The organism is Sphingosinicellaceae bacterium (assembly GCA_019285715.1).
Lineage (GTDB): Bacteria > Pseudomonadota > Alphaproteobacteria > Sphingomonadales > Sphingomonadaceae > Glacieibacterium.
Genome location: CP079108.1, coordinates 3719338 through 3739120, shown reverse-complemented (window position 1 = coordinate 3739120; position 19783 = coordinate 3719338). Strand labels below are relative to the sequence as shown.

At 67.2% G+C, this 19783-nt stretch carries 17 protein-coding genes; 6 read left to right on the top strand and 11 right to left on the bottom strand.

Annotated features, from left to right (window positions below):
* Nucleotides 1-91: 91 nt before the first annotated feature.
* The 3 genes from KX816_17220 to hflK form a co-directional block, all read right to left on the bottom strand.
* Nucleotides 92-1723 carry a Do family serine endopeptidase gene (locus tag KX816_17220; protein ID QXQ05925.1) on the bottom strand — a complete coding sequence of 544 codons (1632 nt, stop codon included), beginning with the start codon at nucleotides 1721-1723 and terminating at the stop codon, nucleotides 92-94.
* A gap of 141 nt (nucleotides 1724-1864) precedes the next feature.
* The gene (locus tag KX816_17215) at nucleotides 1865-2710 is read right to left on the bottom strand and encodes a protease modulator HflC (protein QXQ05924.1); all 846 of its coding nucleotides are present in this window, start codon (nucleotides 2708-2710) and stop codon (nucleotides 1865-1867) included.
* A gap of 8 nt (nucleotides 2711-2718) precedes the next feature.
* Nucleotides 2719-3861: an FtsH protease activity modulator HflK gene (gene hflK / locus KX816_17210; protein ID QXQ05923.1), complete on the bottom strand. Its 1143-nt coding sequence runs from the start codon at nucleotides 3859-3861 to the stop codon at nucleotides 2719-2721.
* A 94-nt stretch (nucleotides 3862-3955) separates the two neighbouring features.
* On the opposite strand from hflK, the gene KX816_17205 reads away from it, so the two are divergent.
* The 3 genes from KX816_17205 to KX816_17195 all read left to right on the top strand — a co-directional run bounded on the left by KX816_17205 (nucleotide 3956) and on the right by KX816_17195 (nucleotide 6527).
* Complete coding sequence (locus KX816_17205) at nucleotides 3956-4972, top strand: Mrp/NBP35 family ATP-binding protein (protein ID QXQ05922.1); 1017 nt, start codon at nucleotides 3956-3958, stop codon at nucleotides 4970-4972.
* A gap of 128 nt (nucleotides 4973-5100) precedes the next feature.
* Nucleotides 5101-5541 carry a CoA-binding protein gene (locus KX816_17200; GenBank protein ID QXQ05921.1) on the top strand — a complete coding sequence of 147 codons (441 nt, stop codon included), beginning with the start codon at nucleotides 5101-5103 and terminating at the stop codon, nucleotides 5539-5541.
* Nucleotides 5542-5612: 71 nt separating this feature from the next.
* Nucleotides 5613-6527, top strand: a complete 915-nt coding sequence (locus KX816_17195) for an alpha/beta hydrolase (protein QXQ05920.1) — start codon at nucleotides 5613-5615, stop codon at nucleotides 6525-6527.
* Here the strand turns inward: KX816_17195 and KX816_17190 are convergent.
* From KX816_17190 to KX816_17180, 3 genes are all read right to left on the bottom strand, one after another.
* Nucleotides 6524-7837, bottom strand: a complete 1314-nt coding sequence (locus KX816_17190; protein ID QXQ05919.1) for an Nramp family divalent metal transporter — start codon at nucleotides 7835-7837, stop codon at nucleotides 6524-6526. The two genes, KX816_17195 and KX816_17190, sit on opposite strands and share 4 nt — an antisense overlap.
* A 52-nt stretch (nucleotides 7838-7889) precedes the next feature.
* Nucleotides 7890-8639, bottom strand: a complete 750-nt coding sequence (locus KX816_17185) for a 3'(2'),5'-bisphosphate nucleotidase CysQ (protein QXQ08642.1) — start codon at nucleotides 8637-8639, stop codon at nucleotides 7890-7892.
* Between the two features lie 73 nt (nucleotides 8640-8712).
* Nucleotides 8713-10059, bottom strand: a complete 1347-nt coding sequence (locus tag KX816_17180) for a TldD/PmbA family protein (GenBank protein ID QXQ05918.1) — start codon at nucleotides 10057-10059, stop codon at nucleotides 8713-8715.
* Nucleotides 10060-10163: 104 nt separating this feature from the next.
* Between KX816_17180 and KX816_17175 the strand changes: the two genes are divergently transcribed.
* Entirely contained in the window at nucleotides 10164-10475 is a 312-nt protein-coding gene (locus tag KX816_17175; protein QXQ05917.1) for a hypothetical protein, read from the top strand.
* Nucleotides 10476-10514: 39 nt separating this feature from the next.
* On the opposite strand, the gene ubiA is transcribed toward KX816_17175, so the two are convergent.
* Entirely contained in the window at nucleotides 10515-11423 is a 909-nt protein-coding gene (gene ubiA, locus KX816_17170) for a 4-hydroxybenzoate octaprenyltransferase (protein ID QXQ05916.1), read from the bottom strand.
* 150 nt (nucleotides 11424-11573) lie between these two features.
* Between ubiA and KX816_17165 the strand changes: the two genes are divergently transcribed.
* The gene (locus KX816_17165) at nucleotides 11574-12311 is read left to right on the top strand and encodes a 16S rRNA (uracil(1498)-N(3))-methyltransferase (GenBank protein ID QXQ05915.1); all 738 of its coding nucleotides are present in this window, start codon (nucleotides 11574-11576) and stop codon (nucleotides 12309-12311) included.
* 123 nt (nucleotides 12312-12434) lie between these two features.
* On the opposite strand, the gene KX816_17160 is transcribed toward KX816_17165, so the two are convergent.
* The gene (locus tag KX816_17160; protein QXQ05914.1) at nucleotides 12435-13598 is read right to left on the bottom strand and encodes a GGDEF domain-containing protein; all 1164 of its coding nucleotides are present in this window, start codon (nucleotides 13596-13598) and stop codon (nucleotides 12435-12437) included.
* A gap of 35 nt (nucleotides 13599-13633) precedes the next feature.
* Entirely contained in the window at nucleotides 13634-14896 is a 1263-nt protein-coding gene (locus KX816_17155; GenBank protein ID QXQ05913.1) for a glycoside hydrolase family 26 protein, read from the bottom strand.
* A gap of 406 nt (nucleotides 14897-15302) precedes the next feature.
* Here KX816_17155 and KX816_17150 point away from each other — a divergent pair, with 406 nt between their 5' ends.
* On the top strand, nucleotides 15303-17192 hold the full coding sequence (locus KX816_17150; protein QXQ08641.1) for an EAL domain-containing protein: 1890 nt from the start codon (nucleotides 15303-15305) through the stop codon (nucleotides 17190-17192).
* A 51-nt stretch (nucleotides 17193-17243) separates the two neighbouring features.
* Here the strand turns inward: KX816_17150 and KX816_17145 are convergent, their stop codons facing one another.
* Both KX816_17145 and KX816_17140 read right to left on the bottom strand, forming a co-directional pair.
* A complete protein-coding gene (locus KX816_17145) occupies nucleotides 17244-18440 on the bottom strand; it encodes a DUF1864 family protein (protein QXQ05912.1) in 1197 nt (398 codons plus the stop codon).
* A 10-nt stretch (nucleotides 18441-18450) separates the two neighbouring features.
* Nucleotides 18451-19614, bottom strand: a complete 1164-nt coding sequence (locus tag KX816_17140; GenBank protein QXQ05911.1) for an aminotransferase class V-fold PLP-dependent enzyme — start codon at nucleotides 19612-19614, stop codon at nucleotides 18451-18453.
* Between the last annotated feature and the right edge of the window lie 169 nt (nucleotides 19615-19783).

The window sequence follows — 19783 nt, the reverse complement described above, 5'->3', positions numbered from 1 at the left end:
GAGCCAGCCAGCCCGGAAAGACACCCTCTCCCCGGGCCACGCTGACGCGCGTCTCTCGCCCTCTCCCGCAAGCGGGAGAGGGAAGAAAGCCTTACTTCGTGCCCGGCGGCTGCAGCTTGATGCCGATGAACCGCGCCGGCACCGCGCCGCGCTGGACCAGCATCAGGACGGTGTCCTTGCCGGCCTTGCGGGCTGCGTCGACCGCCGCAGCGGCCGCTGCCGGAGTGGGCGTCGGCATCTGGTTGATCTGCAGGATGACGTCGCCACGCTGCAGGCCCTCGGCGGCTGCATCGCTGTTCTGATTGATGCCGGCGATCGCCACGCCGACGACCGTCGGGGGCAGCTTGAGCTGCGCGCGGAGCGCCGGGGTCAGCGGGGTCAACGAGATGCCGAGGCTCGACCGCGTCGCATCCGACTGCGGGGTCGCGGGGGCGTCCTGGTCATCGTCGCCGTCGCTCGGGACCGCGCCCTGGATCGTCGCTTCCGACGGCCGCATCGCGATCTTGGCGTTGAGCGTCAGGCGCTTGCCGCCGCGGACTACCTCGATCGGTACCGTGCTCCCGACCGCCTGGTTGGCGACGATGAAGCTCAATGTGTTGTCGAAGGTCACGTCCTGGCCGGCGACCTTGGTGACGACGTCGCCCTGCTTGAGGCCAGCGCGCGCTGCCGGGCCGGTCGGCTCGACGAGGGCGACGATCTCGCCGCGATCCTTGGGCAGGCCGAGGCCGGCAGCGATGTCGGCGGTCAGCGGCTGGATGCTGACGCCGAGATAGCCGCGGGTGACGGTCTTGCCGCCCTTGAGTTGCTCGATGACCGGTGCCGCGCTCTCGGCGGGAATCGCGAAGCCGAGGCCAACGTTGCCGCCGGTCGGCGAGAAGATCGCGGTGTTGATGCCGATGACATTGCCGTCGAGGTCGAACAGCGGGCCGCCGGAGTTGCCTTGGTTGATCGACGCGTCGGTCTGGATGTAGCGGTCGTACTGGCCCGACCCGATGTTGCGGTGGAGCGCCGAGACGATGCCCGCGGTGACGGTGCCGCCGAGGCCGAACGGATTGCCGATGGCGATGACCCAGTCGCCGACGCGCGAAGCCTTGCTGTTGCCGAACTTGACGTAGGGCAGGTTGGTCGCCTCGATCTTGAGCAGGGCCAGGTCGGACAACGTGTCGCGGCCGATGACGCGAGCCTTGAACTCGCGGCGGTCGGCCAATGTTACGGTGATGGTGTCGACCGAGACCTTGGCGTCGCCGCCGCGCGGATCGCCACCCGAGATGACGTGGTTGTTGGTGACGATATAGCCTGACGGGTCGACGATGAAGCCCGAACCGAGCGAGGTTGCCTCGCGGGTGACGGGTTCGCCCTGGTCGCCCTGCTGCTGCTGCTGGAAGCGCTTGAACAGTTCCTCGAGCGGATTGCCGCTGTCGCCGCCGCCGCCGCCGCCACCACCGCCGGGTCCGAGATTGCGGCCCTTGCCGATCTCGACCTTCTGGGTGGTCGAAACGTTGACGACCGCGGGCGTCAGGCGCGCGGTCAGGTCGGCGAAGCTCATCGGCGCGCCGGGCCGCGGCGCGGTCGTCGGCGCCAGCGGCACCTCGTTCTGGGCCGGGGGGGCCACGGCGGGAGAGGTCGCGATCTGCGCGCCCGCCGGGCCGAACACGGCAATGGCCCCGCCCGCGATCAGCAGCGCGGGGACGATGGCGGCAGCGAATGTCTTGGGACTACGCACGGATTGGACGACCTTTCGGCAGAGTGAGTGGCGTTCAGCGAGTCGGTGCAGGCGCTCTTTGCGGGCTGCGCCTTAACGGTGCATTTATGCAACAGGAAGCGGAAAATCGTCGCGGCCAAGACCGCAGCGATCGCCGGTCGTTCAGCGGTCGCCCTTCCGGCCTTCGAATTCGCGCATGAACTCGTTGTTGGTCGACAGCACCATCGTCGAGCTGCTGTCCTTAAAGGTCTTCCGATAGGCCTCCATCGCCCGGTAGAAGGCGTAGAAGTCCGCGTCCTTGCCGAAGCTCGCGGCATAGACCTGCGCCGCGGTCGCATCCGCCGAAGCCCGGATCAGCTGCGCCTGCTTGTCGCCCTGGGCGCGGATATTGAGCGCCTCCTGCTCGCGCGCCGAACGCATACGGGAGTACGCGCTCTCGAGCGGCGCGCCGGTCGGCAGGTCGGCGCGCTTGATGCGGACATCAACGATCTCGGCGCCGTACTGGCGGGCCTGCTTGTTCACGCTCGACTGGATATCGTTCATCAGCTCGGTCCGCTCAGGGCTCAGCAAAGCCGCGAAAGGCTGCTTGCCGAGCTCGTTACGAAGCCTGGAGCCGAGAATCCTCGCGAGCGCTTCCGCGACCCGGTCCTCGCTGCCGACGGTCTGGATCATGCGCAGCGGGTCGATTATGCGGAATCGCGCAAAGGCATCGACGACGAGGCGCAGCTGGTCCGTCGACAGCACGGTCTGCTCGGGCATGTCGAGGTCGAGCACGCGCTTGTCGACGAAGCGCACCGTCTCGAAAAACGGCACCTTGGCAACGAGACCGGCATCGGTGTTGCCGAAGGTCGCCTTCGGATCATAGGCGTTGACGATGCGCACCGGGCGGTCGAGCCGGAGCACCACCGCCGCCTTGGTCTCGGGCACCGTGTACAGGCTGCTCATCAGCACGAACACGACGAGCAGACCGATGGCGGCCCAGAGCAGTGGATAGCGGGTCAGGGACATGGCTGGCCTTAGCGGCTGACGGCGGTGGTGTCGTCGATCGGCACCTGCCGCTTCTTGAGTTCGGGAAGGGGCAAATAGGTGTTGACGCTGCCCGGCTCGACAATGGTCTTGTCGACCTTGCCGAGCACACTCTCCATGGTCTCGAGGTACATGCGCTTGCGCGTCACCTCGGGGGCGAGCCGGTACTGCGCGTACACCGCCTCGAACTGCGCGGCCGCACCCTGGCTGACCGCGGCGAGCTGGGAGGCATAGCCGTTGGCGTTGTTGAGCGCCTGCTGGGCGTATTGCTGGGCAGCCGAGACACTCTTGAAGGCGTCGTCGACGGCGGCGGGCGGGTCGGCCTGCTTGATGTCGACGCCGCGCACCTCGATGCCGCCGCGATAGCTGTCGAGCAGGTCCTGCATGCGCTCACGGACCTGGTCGGCGATCTGGGCACGCTGGGGACCGATCGCGGCGTTCAGCGTGGTGTGACCGATCTCGGCCCGCATCGCGCTCTCGGCGACCTCGCGGATGGTGTCCTCGGGCTGCGCCAGCTCGAACAGGTACAGCTCAGGGTCGCGGATCTTCCAGCGCACCGCGTAGGCGATGTCGATGATGTTCTGGTCGCCGGTGAGCATCAAGTTTTCGGCAGTGCCTTCGCCGACGCCGATATCGACCGAGTGGATCTCCTCGACCTTGGGCTTGATGACGGTGTCGATCGGCGCGGGCAGCTTGAAGTGGAAGCCCGGTCCGGTGGTCTCGACGTAGCGACCGAAGCGCATGACGACGCCGCGCTCCTGCGGGTCGACGCGGTAGGTCGAGGTCAGGCCGACCCAGAGAAGCACGAGCACGCCGAGGCCGATGCCGATGGTGCGGTTGTTGATCTCGAAGTTACCGTGGCTGCCGCCGCCATTGCCGCCACCCGGCAGCGATTCGCGGAGCTTCGCCTGGCTGCGCTTGATGAAGGCGTCGAAGTCGGTGGTGCCGCGCCCGGTCGGGCGGTTGGGCCGTCGCGGCGGACCCTCGCCCCACGGGCTCTTCGGGGGCTTGCCGTCGCCGCCGCCCGAACCGCCGCTGCCGCCCGAACCACCGCTGCCGGAACCTCCGCCAGCACCGCCACCCCAGGGACCACCGCCCCCGCCGCTGCTGTCGTTATTATTCTGCCAGGGCATCAAGGTTCCTGCGGGCGTGGGGATCAGTCTTCGCTATATACGACGTGGGGCGCAATTTGCGAGATGCAGCCCAATTGAGCCAAAAGGACGCGCCATGACCAGCCGCGACGACCTCGCCGCCGCGCTCGCGGCCGTGACCGACCCATCCCGCAGCGACGATATCGTCGCGTCGGGACGCGCCTCGGGCCTGACATTCGCCGACGGCACGGCGGGCCTCGTGCTCGCCGTCGACGGCCTCGACCGCGCCGCCGCTGAACGTCTGCGCGCTGCCGTCGAGGTTGCCGCGCGCGGCGTCCCAGGTGTCACCGCGACACGCATCATCCTCACCGCCGACCGCGGTGCGGTGCCCGATGGTCCGGCGGTCGCCCAGGACAGCGCCGTGCCCGGCATCCGGCGGCTGCTCGCAGTCGCCAGCGGCAAGGGCGGGGTCGGCAAGTCGACGATCGCCGCCAACGTCGCGGTGGCTCTGGCCAAGCGCGGCCTCGCGGTCGGGCTGCTCGATGCCGACATCTACGGGCCGTCGGTGCCGACGTTGCTGGGGCTGCCGGGCCGCGCCCAGATCGAGGACAAGAAGCTGCTGCCGATGGTCGCGCACGGCATCAAGGCGCTGTCGATCGGCATGATGATGGCGCAGGACAAGGCGGTGATCTGGCGCGGGCCGATGGCGGCGTCGGCGATGATGCAGATGGTCGAGAGCGCCAACTGGGGGGCGCTCGACGTGCTGGTCATCGACCTGCCGCCCGGCACCGGCGACATCCAGCTGACCATGTCGCAGAAGCTCAAGCCCAGCGGCGCGCTGATCGTCTCGACCCCGCAGGACCTCGCGCTGATCGACGCGCGCCGGGCCATCGCGATGTTCGTCGAGGTCGGGGTGCCGGTGATCGGGCTGGTCGAGAACATGTCGACCTTCGTCTGCCCGCACTGCGGCGAGCGCAGCGACATCTTCGGCCACGGCGGCGCGGAGGCGCTCGGCGAGGGTGTCGGCGTGCCGTTCCTGGGGGCGGTGCCCCTGACGATGGCGCTGCGGCTGGCCTCGGACGCTGGGGAGCCGGGCGCGGCACCGGAGTTCGCGGGCATCGCGGAACGGGTGGCGGCGGGGCTGGGTTTGTAGCGTATTCCGAGTTGTCATTCCGGCGAAGGCCGGAACCCAGTTGCGTCCAAGGCTCCGAATTCAGAGTTTGTAATGCAACTGGGTTCCGGCCTTCGCCGGAATGACAAAACGAAGCCAAGGACCACGCCATGCCGCTGACCACCGACGACGAACTCCGCGACCTGCTGACCTCGGCGCGCACCATCGCGGTCGTCGGCGCATCCGACGATCCCGCCAAGGCGAGCTACGAGGTGATGGGCGCGCTGCAGGCGCACGGCTACCGCGCCATCCCGGTCAACCCGCGGATCACCGGCGAGCACGTCCACGGCGAGTTCGTCTGGCGCGAGCTGGCGCAGATCGGCGACCCCATCGACATCGTCGACATCTTCCGCCGCTCGGAGGACGTCGGCCCGATCGTCGACGACGCCATAGCCGTCGGAGCGAAAGCCGTGTGGATGCAGCTCGGCATCGAGAACGCCGAGGCCGCCGCCAAGGCCGAGGCGGCGGGCCTGAAGGTGGTGATGAACCGCTGCCCGAAGATCGAGTTGCGGCGCCTCGGCGTCGCCAAGGTCGTGCCCGACGAAAGCTGACACGGGCGTGGGTAACACACTGGTACCGGAACGAGATCGCCGCTAACGTCCTGCGACCTCCGGAGACGCCGATGCATCGCGCCCTGATTGCCGCCCTCGCGTTGACCTTGGCGACTGCGGCCACCGCCGAGGTCAGGCCCTATCCGGCGAAGTTCCGGATCAGCGAGATCGCCACCAACGGCACGACGCTCCATGTCCGCGTCGGCGGCAGCGGCCCGGCGGTAGTGCTGCTTCACGGCTACGGCGAGACCGGCGACATGTGGACCCCGCTCGCGGTCGAGCTGATGCGCGACCACACTGTCATTGTCCCCGATTTGCGCGGCATGGGGCTGTCGGACCATCCGGCAGGTGGCTACGACAAGGCGACGCAGGGCCGCGACATCGCCGGGCTGCTCGACGTGTTGAAGGTCCGCAGCGCCGACGTCGTCGCCCACGATATCGGCAACATGGTCGCCTATGCCTTCGCCGCGCAATTTCGCGACCGGGTGACGAAACTGGTGCTGATCGACGCGCCGCTGCCCGGCGTCGGGCCGTGGGAGGAGATCATCAAGAACCCGCTGCTCTGGCATTTCCGCTTCGGTGGCCCCGACATGGAGCGGCTGGTGGCGGGGCGCGAGCGGATCTACCTCGACCGCTTCTGGAACGACTTTTCCTCCGACCCGAAGAAGTTCGACGAAGCTTCGCGGGCTCACTACGCGGCGTTGTATGCGCTACCCGGCGCGATGCACTCGGGGTTCGCGCAGTTCGCGGCGTTCGACAAGGACGCGGTCGACAACAAGGCGTTCGTCGCGGCGGGCAAGCTGACCATCCCGGTGCTTGCGGTCGGCGGCGAGAAATCGTTCGGCCGGACGATGCAGGCCGTCACCGAATTCGCCGCCAGCGACGTGCGGGGTGCCGTCATCCCGGCGTCCGGCCACTGGATCATGGAGGAGAACCCCGCCGCCACGGTCGCCACGGTGCGCGCGTTCCTCGACGGCAAGATCTAGCCGAGGAAGTCGACGACCAGCCAGATATTCGCGGCCGCGATGACCGCGAACAGCACCCACGCCAGCGCCCGCAGCCACACCGGACTTGCGAACTGCCCCATGATCGAGCGGTCGCCGGTGAAGCGCACCAGCGGATAGATCGCGAACGGCAGCTGCGCCGACAGCACGACCTGGGTCAGCACCAGCAGCTTCCCGACCGCGTGATCGCCGAACCACAGCACCCCCGTCAGCGCCGGGACCAAGGCCAGCCCGCGGGTGATCAGGCGGCGCTGCCAGCACGGGATGCGCAGGTCGAGGAAGCCCTCGAGGATGATCTGGCCGGCGATGGTGCCGGTGAAGGTCGCGCTCTGGCCGCTGGCGAAGAGCGCGACCGCGAACAGCGGCGCGGCGATGGCGGCCCCGGTCAGCGGTGTCAGCAGCCGCCACGCATCCTCGATATCGGCGACATTGGTGTTGCCGCTGCCGTGGAACGTGGCACCGGCCAGGATCAGGATCGCCGCGTTGACCAGGCTGGCAAGCAGCAGCGACACGACGATGTCCGCGGTCGAGAAGCGGATCGCCTCGCGCCGCGCCGGCACCGTCGGGGCGACCACCCGGGTCTGCACGATCGACGAGTGCAAGTACAGATTGTGCGGCATCACCGTCGCGCCGAGGATGCCGATGGCGAGGTACAACGCGTGCGGGTCGGCAAGCTTGGCCGGGTCAGGGATAAACCCGGGCAGGATCGCCGTCAGGCTCGGCTGGACGATCGCCAGCTGGATGGCGAAGCACGCCGCGATCGTCGCGACCAGCGCCAGCACGATCGCCTCGACGCTGCGGAATCCCCGACCCGCGAGGCCGAGCACCAGCACCGTGTCGAACGCGGTCAGGCAGACGCCGAGCCACAGCGGCAGGCCGAACAGCAACTTGATCGCCAGCGCGCTGCCGAGCACCTCGGCCACGTCGCAGGCGATGATCGAGATTTCGGCGAGCACCCACAGGAAGCGCGCGACGGCGGGCGAATAGCGGTCCCGTGCGATCTGCGCGAGGTCGCGGCCCGAGGCGATGCCGAGCCGGGCGGCCAGCGTCTGCAGCACGATCGCCGCCAGGCTCGACGCGACGACGACGAACAGCAGGGCATAGCCGTAGCGCGACCCGGCCTCGATGTCGGTCGCCCAGTTGCCGGGGTCCATGTAGCCGACCGAGACGAGCAGCCCCGGACCGGCAAAGCGGAAGAACTTCTGCAGCAGCGACAGCCCGACCGGCACGGCGACCGTGCCGACTACCTCGGGCGGGCAGAAGGGTGCGGTGGCGGTCGTCGGCAGACGCATCGGTGACGGCCCTTCCCTGTATTGCCCCACGTCCGGAAGCGGACGCATTTCGCTAACGCCGCCGCGCCGCTCCGAGTGCCTTGAGCGCGTAGTCAAGCCGCTCGCGGACCTCACCCTGCAGTTCAGGGCTCGACGCGGCGGCGACGCCGTGGATGACCGGGTCGGGCTGGTTGAACGCCAGGGGCCGCCCGGCGCGGTCGGTGACGGTGCCGCCGGCCTCGGTGCAGATCAGCGCGGCGGCGGCGAGGTCCCATTCGTTGACAGTGCGGCCCTCCAGCCACGCATCTGCCTCGGCGCTGGCGATCTTGGCGAGGCGGAGCGCCAGGCTGTTCGGCTTCTCGACGACGCTGCCCGGCCACGGCGACGGCCAGAACGCCGCAGTGAGATTGGGCGGGTCCATCGGCAGGCGAACGTTCTCCAGCGTCGCCAGCCCGCTGGTCCGCAGCCGGACCCCGTTGCACTGCGCGCCGCGCCCCTTGGTGGCGACGAACAACTGCCCGCGCGCCGGGGCCGCCAGCGCCGCGAGCACCGGCTGGCCATGCTCGACCAGCGCCACCGAGACGCACCAGCCGGTGCGGCCGCGGACGAAGTCGCGGGTCCCGTCGATCGGATCGACTACCCAGACGCGCTCGCAGGCCAGCCGGTCGGGTGCGTCGGCGGTCTCCTCCGACAGCCAGCCGTAGCCAGGGCGGGCGCCGAGCAGGCGGTCCTTCAGATAGTCGTCGCAGGCAATGTCGGCGGCGCTGACCGGGTTGCCCGGCGACTTGTCCCAGACCTCGACCTTGTCGTGGAAGCTGGCCATCGCGAGTTCGCTCGCCGCACGGACGCAGCGCACGAGCAGGGCGAGATCGTCTCCCCCGCCTTGCTCGAGGACGTCAGGCACCGGCGAGCGTCATGCCCTCGATGCGGATCGTGGGCACATTGGTGGCGTGGCGGAAATCGAGATCGTTCGCGACCGTCAGGTTGAGGAACATGTCCTTGAGATTGCCCGCGATCGTCACCTCGGCGACGGGCACGGTCAGCTCGCCGTCCTCGATCAGGAAGCCCGACGCACCCCGGCTGTAGTCGCCGGTCAGGCCGTTGGCGCCCATACCGATCAGCTCGGTGACGTAAATGCCGCGCTTGATGCCGGCCATCAGTTCGGTTGGCGTCTGCGTGCCCGCCGCCATGTGCAGGTTGGCCGGACCCGCGCCCGGAGGCCCGCTGGTGCCGCGTACTGCGTGCCCGGTCGGGGCGAGGCCAAGCTGCCGCGCCGCGCTCGAATCGAGCAGCCACTGGGTCAGCACGCCGTCGCGGATGATCGGGGTCGGGGTCGTCGCCAGCCCCTCGCCGTCGAACGGGCGCGAGCGCAGGCCACGGATACGGTGCGGATCGTCCATGATCTCGATGCCGGGCGCGAACACCTGCTTGCCGAGGCTGTCGAGCAGGAAGCTCGACTTGCGGGTGATTGCGCCGCCGGTGATCGCGCCGACGAGGTGCCCGAGCAGGCTGGTCCCGACGCGCGGATCGAGGACGATGGTCAGCGCCTGGGTCTCGAGCTTGCGCGGGTTGAGGCGCTTGATCGCCCGGTGGCCGGCGCGGAGCCCGATCGCCTCGGCACCTTCCAGGTCGGCAAGATAGCGCGCGGTGTGGTAGCCATAGTCGCGCTGCATGCCTTCGCCGACACCGGCGATGACGCTGGCGGACAGGCCGTAGCTGGTGCCGCGGTAGCCACCTGCGAAACCGGTCGATGTGACGAGGGCGGTCACGGCGCGGCCGGCGCTGGCCCCGCCGCCTTCGGAATTGGTGACGCCCTCGACGCTGCGCGCACTGTCCTCGGCGGCGAGCGCTGCGGCCTTGAGGCTCTCCGCGGAGGGGTCACCGCCGTCGTCGAGGTCGAGGTTGGGAACGCCCGACCGCATCAGGCGCTCAGGCGGGGCGAGGCCGGCCCACTGGTCGGGGCTCGCCTCGCGCGCCATCGCCAGCGCCCGCTCGACGACGAGGCTGAGGCCGTTCGGCGACAGGTCCGAGGTCGACACGCTGGCCGCGCGGTCGCCGACGAAAACCCGCAGGCCAACCTCCTCGCCCTCGCTGCGCCCGATATCCTCGAGCGCGCCCAGGCGCACGCTGACCGAGGTCGAGGCATCCCCGACATAGACCGCGTCGGCGGCAGTGGCCCCACCCTTGCGCGCCTCGCCGAGGGCATGGGTGAGGCGTTCGAGCGCGGCATCTACGGTGAGCATGAAGCGGATGTAGGGCGTTTGGCGGGCGGCGTCATCCCCGGGGTGTGTCGGGATGGCCGCTGCGCCCGGTTGCGGACATTTGCGCATCCGGGCAGGAGACGGCGATGGAAGTCCTCATTATCTTCGAGACCGCTTATTCTGCTAGCCCCTCAGATGCGGTCTGGATTGTTGACACTGACCATAATCGCGCATGGTTCGAAGCGTGCGCGTCGAGTATCGGCCAGAACAGTGCCGTCTTTAATCTGGGCTCCGACCCTGTCGATATGCTTTGGACCGTGTTTGAGCATCATCCGGCTTGGACGTCGATAGTGGTAACGGGCGTTAAACTAACGCCCGAGATAGCGTCGGGCGTGGCTTCCAAAGCGGTGATAAAGGCGGAAGGAATGGACGGTTTCAGTCTCATACGAGCTGACTGAACGTCTGCTTATCGCACGTCGAAGATGTTCAAGCGTGGCCTACGACAGCCCGACCACCGCGAGCGCCGCAAACACCAGGAGTCCGGCAGCTCGGTTCGAGCGAAACAACCGCAGCGCGTTGGCCGACGAGCGGTCGCCAAGTGCGCTGACCTGCCACGCCAGATGCGCCGCCGCCGGCACTAGCGCCAGCAGAGCGACCGGCCCCGGATAGACGCTCCACACCGCGACCCCGAGCAACGCGGCCGTCGCCGTGTAAAACGCCGCGACTCCCGCCCGCGCGCCGTCGCCCAGCGCCCGCGCGCTCGACTTGATGCCGGCAAGCGCGTCGTCCTCGATGTCCTGCACCGCGTAGATGGTGTCGTAGCCGAGCGTCCACGCGATGCCCGCCGCGTACAGCGCCGCGAGGCCCCACGACGGATCGGCGAAGGCGATCCAGGCGACCAGCGCGCCCCAGTTGAAGGTCAGCCCGAGCCACGCCTGCGGCCACCAGGTGATGCGCTTCATGAACGGATAGGCGGCGACCAGCGCCAGCGAGCCGAGCGCGATAATTTGCGCCTGCCACCGCAGCTGGAGCAGCACCACCAGCCCGACCAGCGCCAGCGCGACCAGCCACGCCCATGCCGCCTTCAGCCGGACGCGCCCGCTTGCCAGCGGCCGGTCGCGGGTGCGAGCGACGCGGGCATCGAGGTCGCGGTCGACGATGTCGTTGTAGACGCACCCCGCGCCGCGCATCGCGATGCTGCCCGCGAGGAACCACAACAGCAGCGGCCAATGCTCGCGCAGGCCTCCCGCCAGCGCCAGCCCCCAGGCGCACGGCCAGAACAGCAGCCAGCTGCCGATGGGGCGGTCGAAGCGCGCGAGGCGGGCGTAGTCGCGCAGGCCGAGCGGGAGCCGGTCGACCCAGCTGGCGGGGACGCTCTCCGCGTCGGGGGTGGCGATGCTCGACATGCGGCTCACCCTTTACCGGCGTCATGCTGGCGAACGCCAGCACCTACCGTGCCGCGCAGCCCGGGCCGCGGTGCTCGCACGGCGATGGGTGCTGGCGTTCGCCAGCATGACGGGGCTAGGTGGGGCGAACATTCGTGAGGACGGTGGACGTTGAGCAGCGACGAACGCCTCCCCGCCAGCACGCCGCGGCTGTTCGTCGATCAGCCGCTCGGCCTCGGCGCGGCGATTGTGCTGCCGACCCCCGCCAGCCATTTCCTCGCCACGGTCATGCGACTGAACCCCGGCGACGCGGTGCGGCTGTTTGATGACCGCACCGGAGAGTGGCTCGGGCGGGTCGACGGCGGTACGCGCAAGGCGCTCGGGATTCGCATCGAGGCACAGCTCGGGGTCCGCGAGACCGTACCCGACCTGTGGCTGTGCGCCGCGCCCCTAAAGCGCGGTCGCATCGACTGGGTGGCGGAGAAGGCCTGCGAGCTCGGCGTCGCGCGGCTGGTGCCGGTGCTGACGGCGCGGACCGTGGTCGACAAGCTCAACCTCGACCGGCTGCGCGCGCACATGATCGAGGCGGCGGAGCAATGCGGACGGACGGCGCTGCCCGAAATGTCGGAGACGTTGACACTGGCGGCGCTGCTCCGGGACTGGCCGGCGGATCGCACGTTGATCTTCGCCGACGAAACCGGCGGCGCGCCGTTTACCGAAGCCGCGCGGCCAGGCCCCACCGCGATCCTGATCGGACCCGAAGGCGGCTTCACGCCTGCCGAGCGCGACGCCGTTCGCGCTGTCCAGGGTTCGATCGGGGTTTCGCTCGGGCCCCGCATCCTGCGCGCCGACACGGCTGCGGCGGTCTCCGTCGGATTGTGGCAAGCGCTTGCAGGCGACTGGAACTAGCGCCTCGCCCGCGACGATCGTCGGTTCGACGCGGCCGGAACCGCGCCCGTCGCTTCAGGCGGTTTTGGCGATGTCGGCTTAGGCCGGGTGGTCGGCGTAGTCCTCGGCACCGAAGGTGTTGCGCTACGTCGATGCTCCGGCGGGTACGCGCCGCGCGATCGGCTCGACGGTCAACCCGCTATGGCGCCAGGTGTTTCGACCGGAGTGCTTGGCCTCGTAGAGTGCGAGATCGGCGGACTTGTAGAGACTGTCCTGACGGTCGCCATTATCGGGGAACAGCGCAACGCCGACGCTCAGGCTCGACCGGATCGAGATGCCGTTGAAGTCGACGGCGGGGCCGCAGCTGCTGGCGATGCGCTCGCAGACCGCGGCGATCGCGGCCGCATCGTCGGCTCCGGACAGCAGGATGGCAAACTCGTCGCCGCCCAGGCGCGCGACATTGTCCTCGGCGCGGATGGCGTTGCGCAACCGTGCCCCGACCGCGATCAGCAACGCGTCGCCGGCGTCGTGGCCGAGCGTGTCGTTGATCTGCTTGAACTGGTCGAGGTCGAGCAGCAGCAGCGCGAAGCGCGTGCCGCGCCGCTCGGACAGCGCGATCAACTTGCGCAGGTTGTCGCTGAACTGCCGCCGGTTGGCGAGCGACGTCAGCGCATCGAAATAGGCGAAGCGCTCAAGCTCGTCCTGCAATGCCTGCAACGTTCTTGCGGCCCCGCGGTGCGCATGGACACTCGCGCAGGCGTAGCCGATCGACAAGATCGTCGCGAGCGAGAAGGACATCAGCTCGATGTCGGTAAGTGGCTCGCCAAGCCACGGCAGAAGCAGCAGCACGAGCGCCGACGGTCCGCCGGTTGCGACAAGCACCGCGATCGATCGATAGGCGAACGCCTGCGCGTGGATGAGCGAGCTCGCGATGATAACGATTGCGGCCGCGCTCAACCCAGGGGTCCCGACAAACCAGAACGCCAGCGGAATACTCGCCCAGATGCTTGCGATGGTGCAACACCCCGCCACGTACAGAGCGCGCGCGCCAAGCGTTCCCGGCTCCCCCTTTCGGAACCGGAGCCGCAGCAACAGGTAAATGAAAAGCTCGCCGAGGATTGCGAGGCCGATCCAGGCAAGGCCAAAGCGGATGCCGAGGTTGGCGGCGACGATCGCCGCCATCAGCACCGCCGCGATGAACTGCGCGACGAGCGTCTTTTCGCCGTCGTGCGCGGCAACGTCCACCCCGGCATCGAACACGCGAGCCGCCGTGCGGCGGACGCGCGATGCGAGGCTGGAAACCGCCACTTTGCGGAGGTCGTCGATGCCGGGTCGGGTGGTGGTCAGCCGGTCGCCGCGGCGCGGTGGCCGGTCCGGGCGCGGCGGATCCGGGCTCCCGCGAGGCCAAAGCCCAGCAGCAGCAGCATCCACGTTCGCGGCTCGGGGATGCCGACCGGCGGGATCAAGCCGAAATACTCGCGCCACGCCGCCGCGGTCAAAGGCTTCGAGCCATTCATGAAGTTCCAGTTTCCGTCCGAAAGGTTGGTGTCCCAGATATTGACGTTGCGCACCGTGACGCCACGAGCTTCGGCATCGGCGAGTATCTGCGCCAGAATCTTGGGGAACTCGGGGTCATCGGCGAGCCCGACCGATGTCCCTGAGGGGCCAACCCCGGTCTCGTCGATGGCGATCGGCTTGTCATGGAGCTCCGCCAGCGTGATCGCTTGCGCCAGCGACCAGCCTTTGCTGGTGAGCGTCGGCGTCGGCAGATATTGGGTGGCGTTCGGATACAGGAAATAGTGGGCCCGGTTTTCCGGCACCGCGGCCCATTCGGTGACGTTGGCCATCTGGACGTGGTTCGCGGTCCGCCAGTCGGTCAGGTCGAGCGGGTACATGGTGCTGTATTCATCGACGCCGATGACGTCGACATAGGCGTCGCCCGGGTACAGCGTGGTCACCGGGTAGTTTGTGTAGTTGATCGCGGTCGGGTTCCAGTGGACGACCGCATCGATGCCGCGTGCGTCGCCCTCGCTGTGGAGGAGGTCGGCGATGTGCTGGAAGGCCTGGACGAACAGCTGGTTCGCGGCCGGGTCCTTGGAGTTGTTCGGCGACCAGATCTGGAAGGTACCGTTCATCTCGTAGCCGGGACGGAAGTCGACCGTCTTGTAGCCGCCGTCGGCCCAGGCATCGACGATGCCCTTGTAGGCGCTGTCGTAGGTACCGGCGATGGTGGCGCGGTAGAAATCGGCAACCTTGGTGGTGCCTTGGCCGCTCCATGACATCGGGACGCCAACATCGGGCGTGATTCCGGACGATGCGGCAAGATAGTCGGCACCACTCAGCGTCGCCGATACCGCGCCAAAGCGCGCCGACGATGCCCAAGTGCTCGGGGCGAAGCGATAGTCGGTGAAGGTGTTGAAGTACTTCGGCTTTTCACCAAGAATGGCGTTGTGCGCGTCGTACGATGCCTTGAAGCTGGCCATTGCTGCTGGGCTCGAGGCGTCGGCGTTGCCGACATAGACCCCGAGCGGAAAAGGCGTGGCGGCAAGGGTCGCTGTCGCCGTCAGACCGCTTGCGACCAACAGGGCCGCGGTACGCAAAATCATGCGGGTTGCACAGTCTGGGGCAGCTTTCCCCGACGGTTTCCGGTTGCTCGTCCTACCCATGGGGACAAAGCCCATTCGTTGCGTTGGCGTACTCAGGTCGATGATCGGTCTGCATGCCATGCTCCGGTTGATCATCGCCGACGTGCCAAAAGGTGCCCGCGACCATGAGCGTGCAGGCTAGGGCAGCGGGCTTAGCATCCGGTGAAGAGCAACCGACGCACAGTCCGTATAGTGTCGACGCCAGGTGTGTCGTGCCACGGGTCGACGCAATGTTAACAAATTCGTGTTTATTACCAGCGCCGAAAGGCGACTTATACCAATGAATATAGATAAGTGGCTTGGTTTATCGACCGAACCCGCAATCATGATTGCCCAATACGGCGAGCTCAAGCGCCAGATTCCGTGGATGTATTCGCTTCTTATAGTCAATGCATTAGCAGTAGCATACACCCATTATTTGTACGCACCAAACTGGCTCGTCATTTATATTCCCGTCCTGCTAATAATCGCTTCGACATGGCGGATATTACACTGGATGCTATCTCGTGATGCTGCGATCGTCGATGCTGCACGGGCGCGATTTCAGATCCGCAACGCGACACTCGTGTCGATCCCGCTTAGTATCGCATTCGTCGGTTGGGCACTTTTCATCGACCAATATGGTGGACAGATCGAACACGGGCACGTCGCCATATTCATCGCAGTAACAATGATCGGCTGCATAACCTGTCTTGTCCATCTTCCGCAGGCAGCACTGCTCGTAATGGCGTTCGTTACGTCTCCGTATGTGGCCTATTCTTTCATTCAGGGAAATCGCGTTTTTATCGCGATTGCAATCAATATCGCTCTGGTGACCGGAGTCGTAGTTAAGATTTTGCTAGACAACTTTTCCGCTTTCGTCAGGCTTGTTCGAGTTCAAGAAACTTTGGCAATCGAACAACGTGAAGCGCAACGACTGAGCAAGGAAAATGCGCTCCTGGCGATGACCGATTCCCTAACCGGACTCCCCAATCGGCGCTATTTCTTCCAGCGCCTCGAGGAGCTTCTGTGCACAGGTCGAGTCAGCAAAGAGCGATTTGTGGTCGGCGTTTTCGATCTGGACAGATTCAAGGCTGTGAACGATTCGTACGGCCATTTATTTGGCGATAGACTGCTCAGCGCGGTGGGCGAACGGTTTGCGGGTCGTGCCGGCGAGACGCTCGTCATCGCCCGGCTGGGAGGCGACGAATTCGGCATCCTGATTACCGATGATGTCGATCGCGCGCGCGAGATCGGCCAGGACTTGTGCGACGTCCTCGCCTGCCCCTTCGAGATCGACGGCAACCGGGTGTCGGTCGGCTGTTCGGGAGGTCTCGCGATGTTTCCAGAGGCAGGCTCCTCGGCGCACGAGCTGTTCGACCGGTCGGACTACACACTCTATCACGTCAAATCGGTTCGGCGTGGCAGCTGTGCCCTGTTTTCACTCGAGCATGAGACGCTGATCAGATCCGAGCGATCGATCGAAGCGGCCCTGCAGGGTGCAAACCTCGAAGCCGAGCTGCACGTCCAGTTCCAGCCCATAATATGCGCCGAGACGATGACCGTCCTGGGTGTCGAGGCCCTCGGGCGGTGGACCAGCCCGCGCGTCGGCGTGGTGCCGCCGGAGCAGTTCATCACCACTGCGGAGCGGCTGGGCATCATCCACGCGATTACCCTGAAGCTGTTTCAGAAAGCACTCCACAGCTTGGCATTCATGCCGCAGGCGATCGGGCTCTCGTTCAATCTGTCGGCGCAGGACATCATATCGCCCGACACCGTCTGCCGCCTCATCGATGAAATCACCGATGCTGGTATCGATCCCAAGCGGGTGACATTCGAACTGACCGAGACTGCACTGATGCGAGACTTCACAGCGGCGGTTTCGGGTATCAAGCGACTGAGGAGCCTCGGCAGCCGGATCGCCCTCGACGACTTTGGCGCGGGGTACTCGAGCCTCGGCTACCTGCACCGACTGCCGCTCGACCGGGTCAAGGTCGATCGCAGTTTCGTCTCGGACATAAGCAAACCCTCGGGCCGGAATATCGTCAACGCGATCCTCGGGCTCTGCCAGACGCTTGGCCTCGACTGCATCATCGAGGGCGTGGAAACCGAGCAGCAGCTCCAGCAGCTTCGCAGCCTGGGCTACCGCATTGCGCAGGGCTATTATTTCGCGCGGCCGATGCCGCTGGAGGCTTTTCTGGCGTGGTTGGAGAGCGGATGGTCAGCGGAGCTTCGGTTGCCATCCGAAAACCCCAAGCGTCTCAAGTCCGTCGCGTGAAACGCATGGTCGGATCTGCGGAGGCGGGAGCAAGGCGTCGCTGCGGCAGAGCTATGGTCGAGGTGCACTGTCCGGATCGGCGGCGGTTGCCAGGCGGCTCAAGTGGGCGAGGTCGTCGTGACGCGACCCGATGCCCTCGACAGGTGCCGCAGCGCGCTGATCGCGAAGCAACGCCAGGGACGCCATCAAGACGTCGAGGGGCGGACCGCTGGCGGTGAGCTGCGTCCGCTGATCCGGCCGGAGTTCTCCCGACGGTCCCAGGATAAACTTGGTCACGAGCTGGTCGTGATGCTGGATCGCCGTCTCGCGGTAGATTGCGACGACATCCAGGAACAGCGCCGCGTTGCGCCGCCACGCCGGGCCGCCATTCGCGGCCGAAGCCAGCAGGCCGTCGAGCAGGCTCGGCTGGGGGATGCAGTCGCGCAGCCGGGCCTGGTCCTCGGGGCGCATGAACGGCATCTTGTCGACGAGCAACTGCGCGTAGTTCGGGTCGGTGGCGCTGCACAGGCCGAGCAGCAGGTCGACCTCGTTGATGCCCGAGAAGTCACCGGCGTTCGCGCCCCGGAACTCGTGCCGCCCGACGCGGTACGGCTTGTAGTACGGCCGCACGCTGTAAAAGAAACGGTCGGTATCGAGGCCCCCGAACAGGCGCGCGTTGATCGTCCGCATGCCCGCCAGCGCCGCTGCCGCCGCTTCGAGCTGGACGTCGGCGACCGGGCTGGTGATGCCCAGCGCGAGAATCCGGTGCAGGGCATCGGCGGCGCGCTGGACGCACAGGATGGCGCGCGCATTCTCGTCGATGAACAGGAACTCGTCAGGAAGGGTCGTGAAGCTTTTGCGGACGCCCGCGACAGCCCGGTTATGGGTCGCGAGATGGGCGGTGGCGAAGCGCGGTGCCATGCCGATCGACGCACCCGCCAGCAGCGCCAGCGACGACGCCTCGCGGAACGGCGAGCGATCTTCGCGCGCGGGATTGGTCAGCTCGTGCCGCCGCAGTGCGCCCATGTAGAGCCCGACGTTGCCAAGCACCTCGAACGCGCTTTCGAAGCCGGCACCGGTGTTTCCCTCGCGCCAGAGCGCGACGACATGGGCGTGGCCCTCGTCACGGATCGCCGCCTTGATGTCGTCGCCGACGCCGTCCACCGCGGCGCGGTCGTCTTGCGCGAAATAGAGCGCCTCGAGCGCAGTGTTCATCGCGACGAAATTGCCGCGGATCCAGTCGTCGAAGGCGTCGGTCGCCTGGCTCATGTCGCGACCGTCAAAGCGCGAGCCCGCGGTTGGCTTCGATCGCGGCGAAGACCCGGTCGACGTCGGCGTCCTGGTTGTAGAAGTGCGGGGACAGTCGGAGATTGCCGTCGCGCGACGAGGTGACGATGCCGGCGTTATGCAGCGCCGTCACCAGCGCCGGGGCATCGTGGCAGCGTAGCGCGACCATCGCGCCGCGCCGCACGGGGTCGTCCGGCGTCGCCATCGGGATGTGCAGGCGGCGGGCATGCTCGACGATGCGCGCGGTCAGGCCGGCGATACGCGCACCGATTGCTTCGAGCCCGATTTCGGCGATGATCTTCAGACCGGCACGCGCCGCATAGATGTTCGGGACCGGCGGCGTGCCACCCTCGAACCGGCGCGCGCTGTGCGCCGGATGATGCGCAGTGTGGTCCATCGCACCGATGTCCTCCTGCGCAAACCACCCGGTGCTCGTCGGCTGGATCGCCGCCGTCGTGGCGGCGCGAGCGTACAGGAAGGCGACGCCCGCCGTCCCGAGCAGGTACTTCAACGTCCCCCCGACGTAGAAATCGCAGTCGAGCGCGCGGACGTCGATCGGCATCGTGCCCACCGCCTGGAATCCGTCGATCAGCACCAGCGCCCCCCTGGCCTTGGCCAGCCGGGCCACTGCTGCGACGTCGATCCTCTCGCCGTTGCGGTAGCAGACGTGGGTGACGGCGACGATCCTGGTGCGCTCGTCGATGACCGACTCGAGGCGCTCGAGCAGCGTCGCGTTGCTGTCGGCAGCGACGCGTTCGACAGTCGCACCGCGCGCGGCTTGCGCGTACCAGATCTGCGCGTTGGTCGGGAATTCGAGGTCGGTGATCACGACCTTGTCGCGTCCTTCGTCGAAGCGCATCGCAGTGGCGACGGAGTTGATGCCCGCCGATGCCGAGCCGGTGACGGCGATCTCGCTCGGATCGGCACCGAGCAGGGCTGCGAAGTCGCCACGAAGGCCTTCATAGCGCCCGATCCAGGCGTCCCAGTGGCTGCCGTGGGCGTGGCGGTCGGCGAGATATTCGTGAAACGCCGCCTCGACGCTGTCCGAAAGCAGGCCGTAGGAGCAGCTGTTCATGAAGAGCTGGGTGTCGAGCAGCCGGAAGCGAGCCCGCAGGCGCGACCAATCGGCGCCGCTCGAAGTTTCGCTGTCCGCCATCGTCACGCTTCTCCGAAAAAACCACCGATCACAGCCGCTTCGACCGAGGGAGATATTGAAGCCCAAGCCATAGGCGGCAGCCTTCGAAGGGTATAGCGGCAAAACCGCCCTGGCGAGATGCTTTAGGGTGAAAATAGTTTCGCCCGGCCGGGACGTGGGCTACGGATGT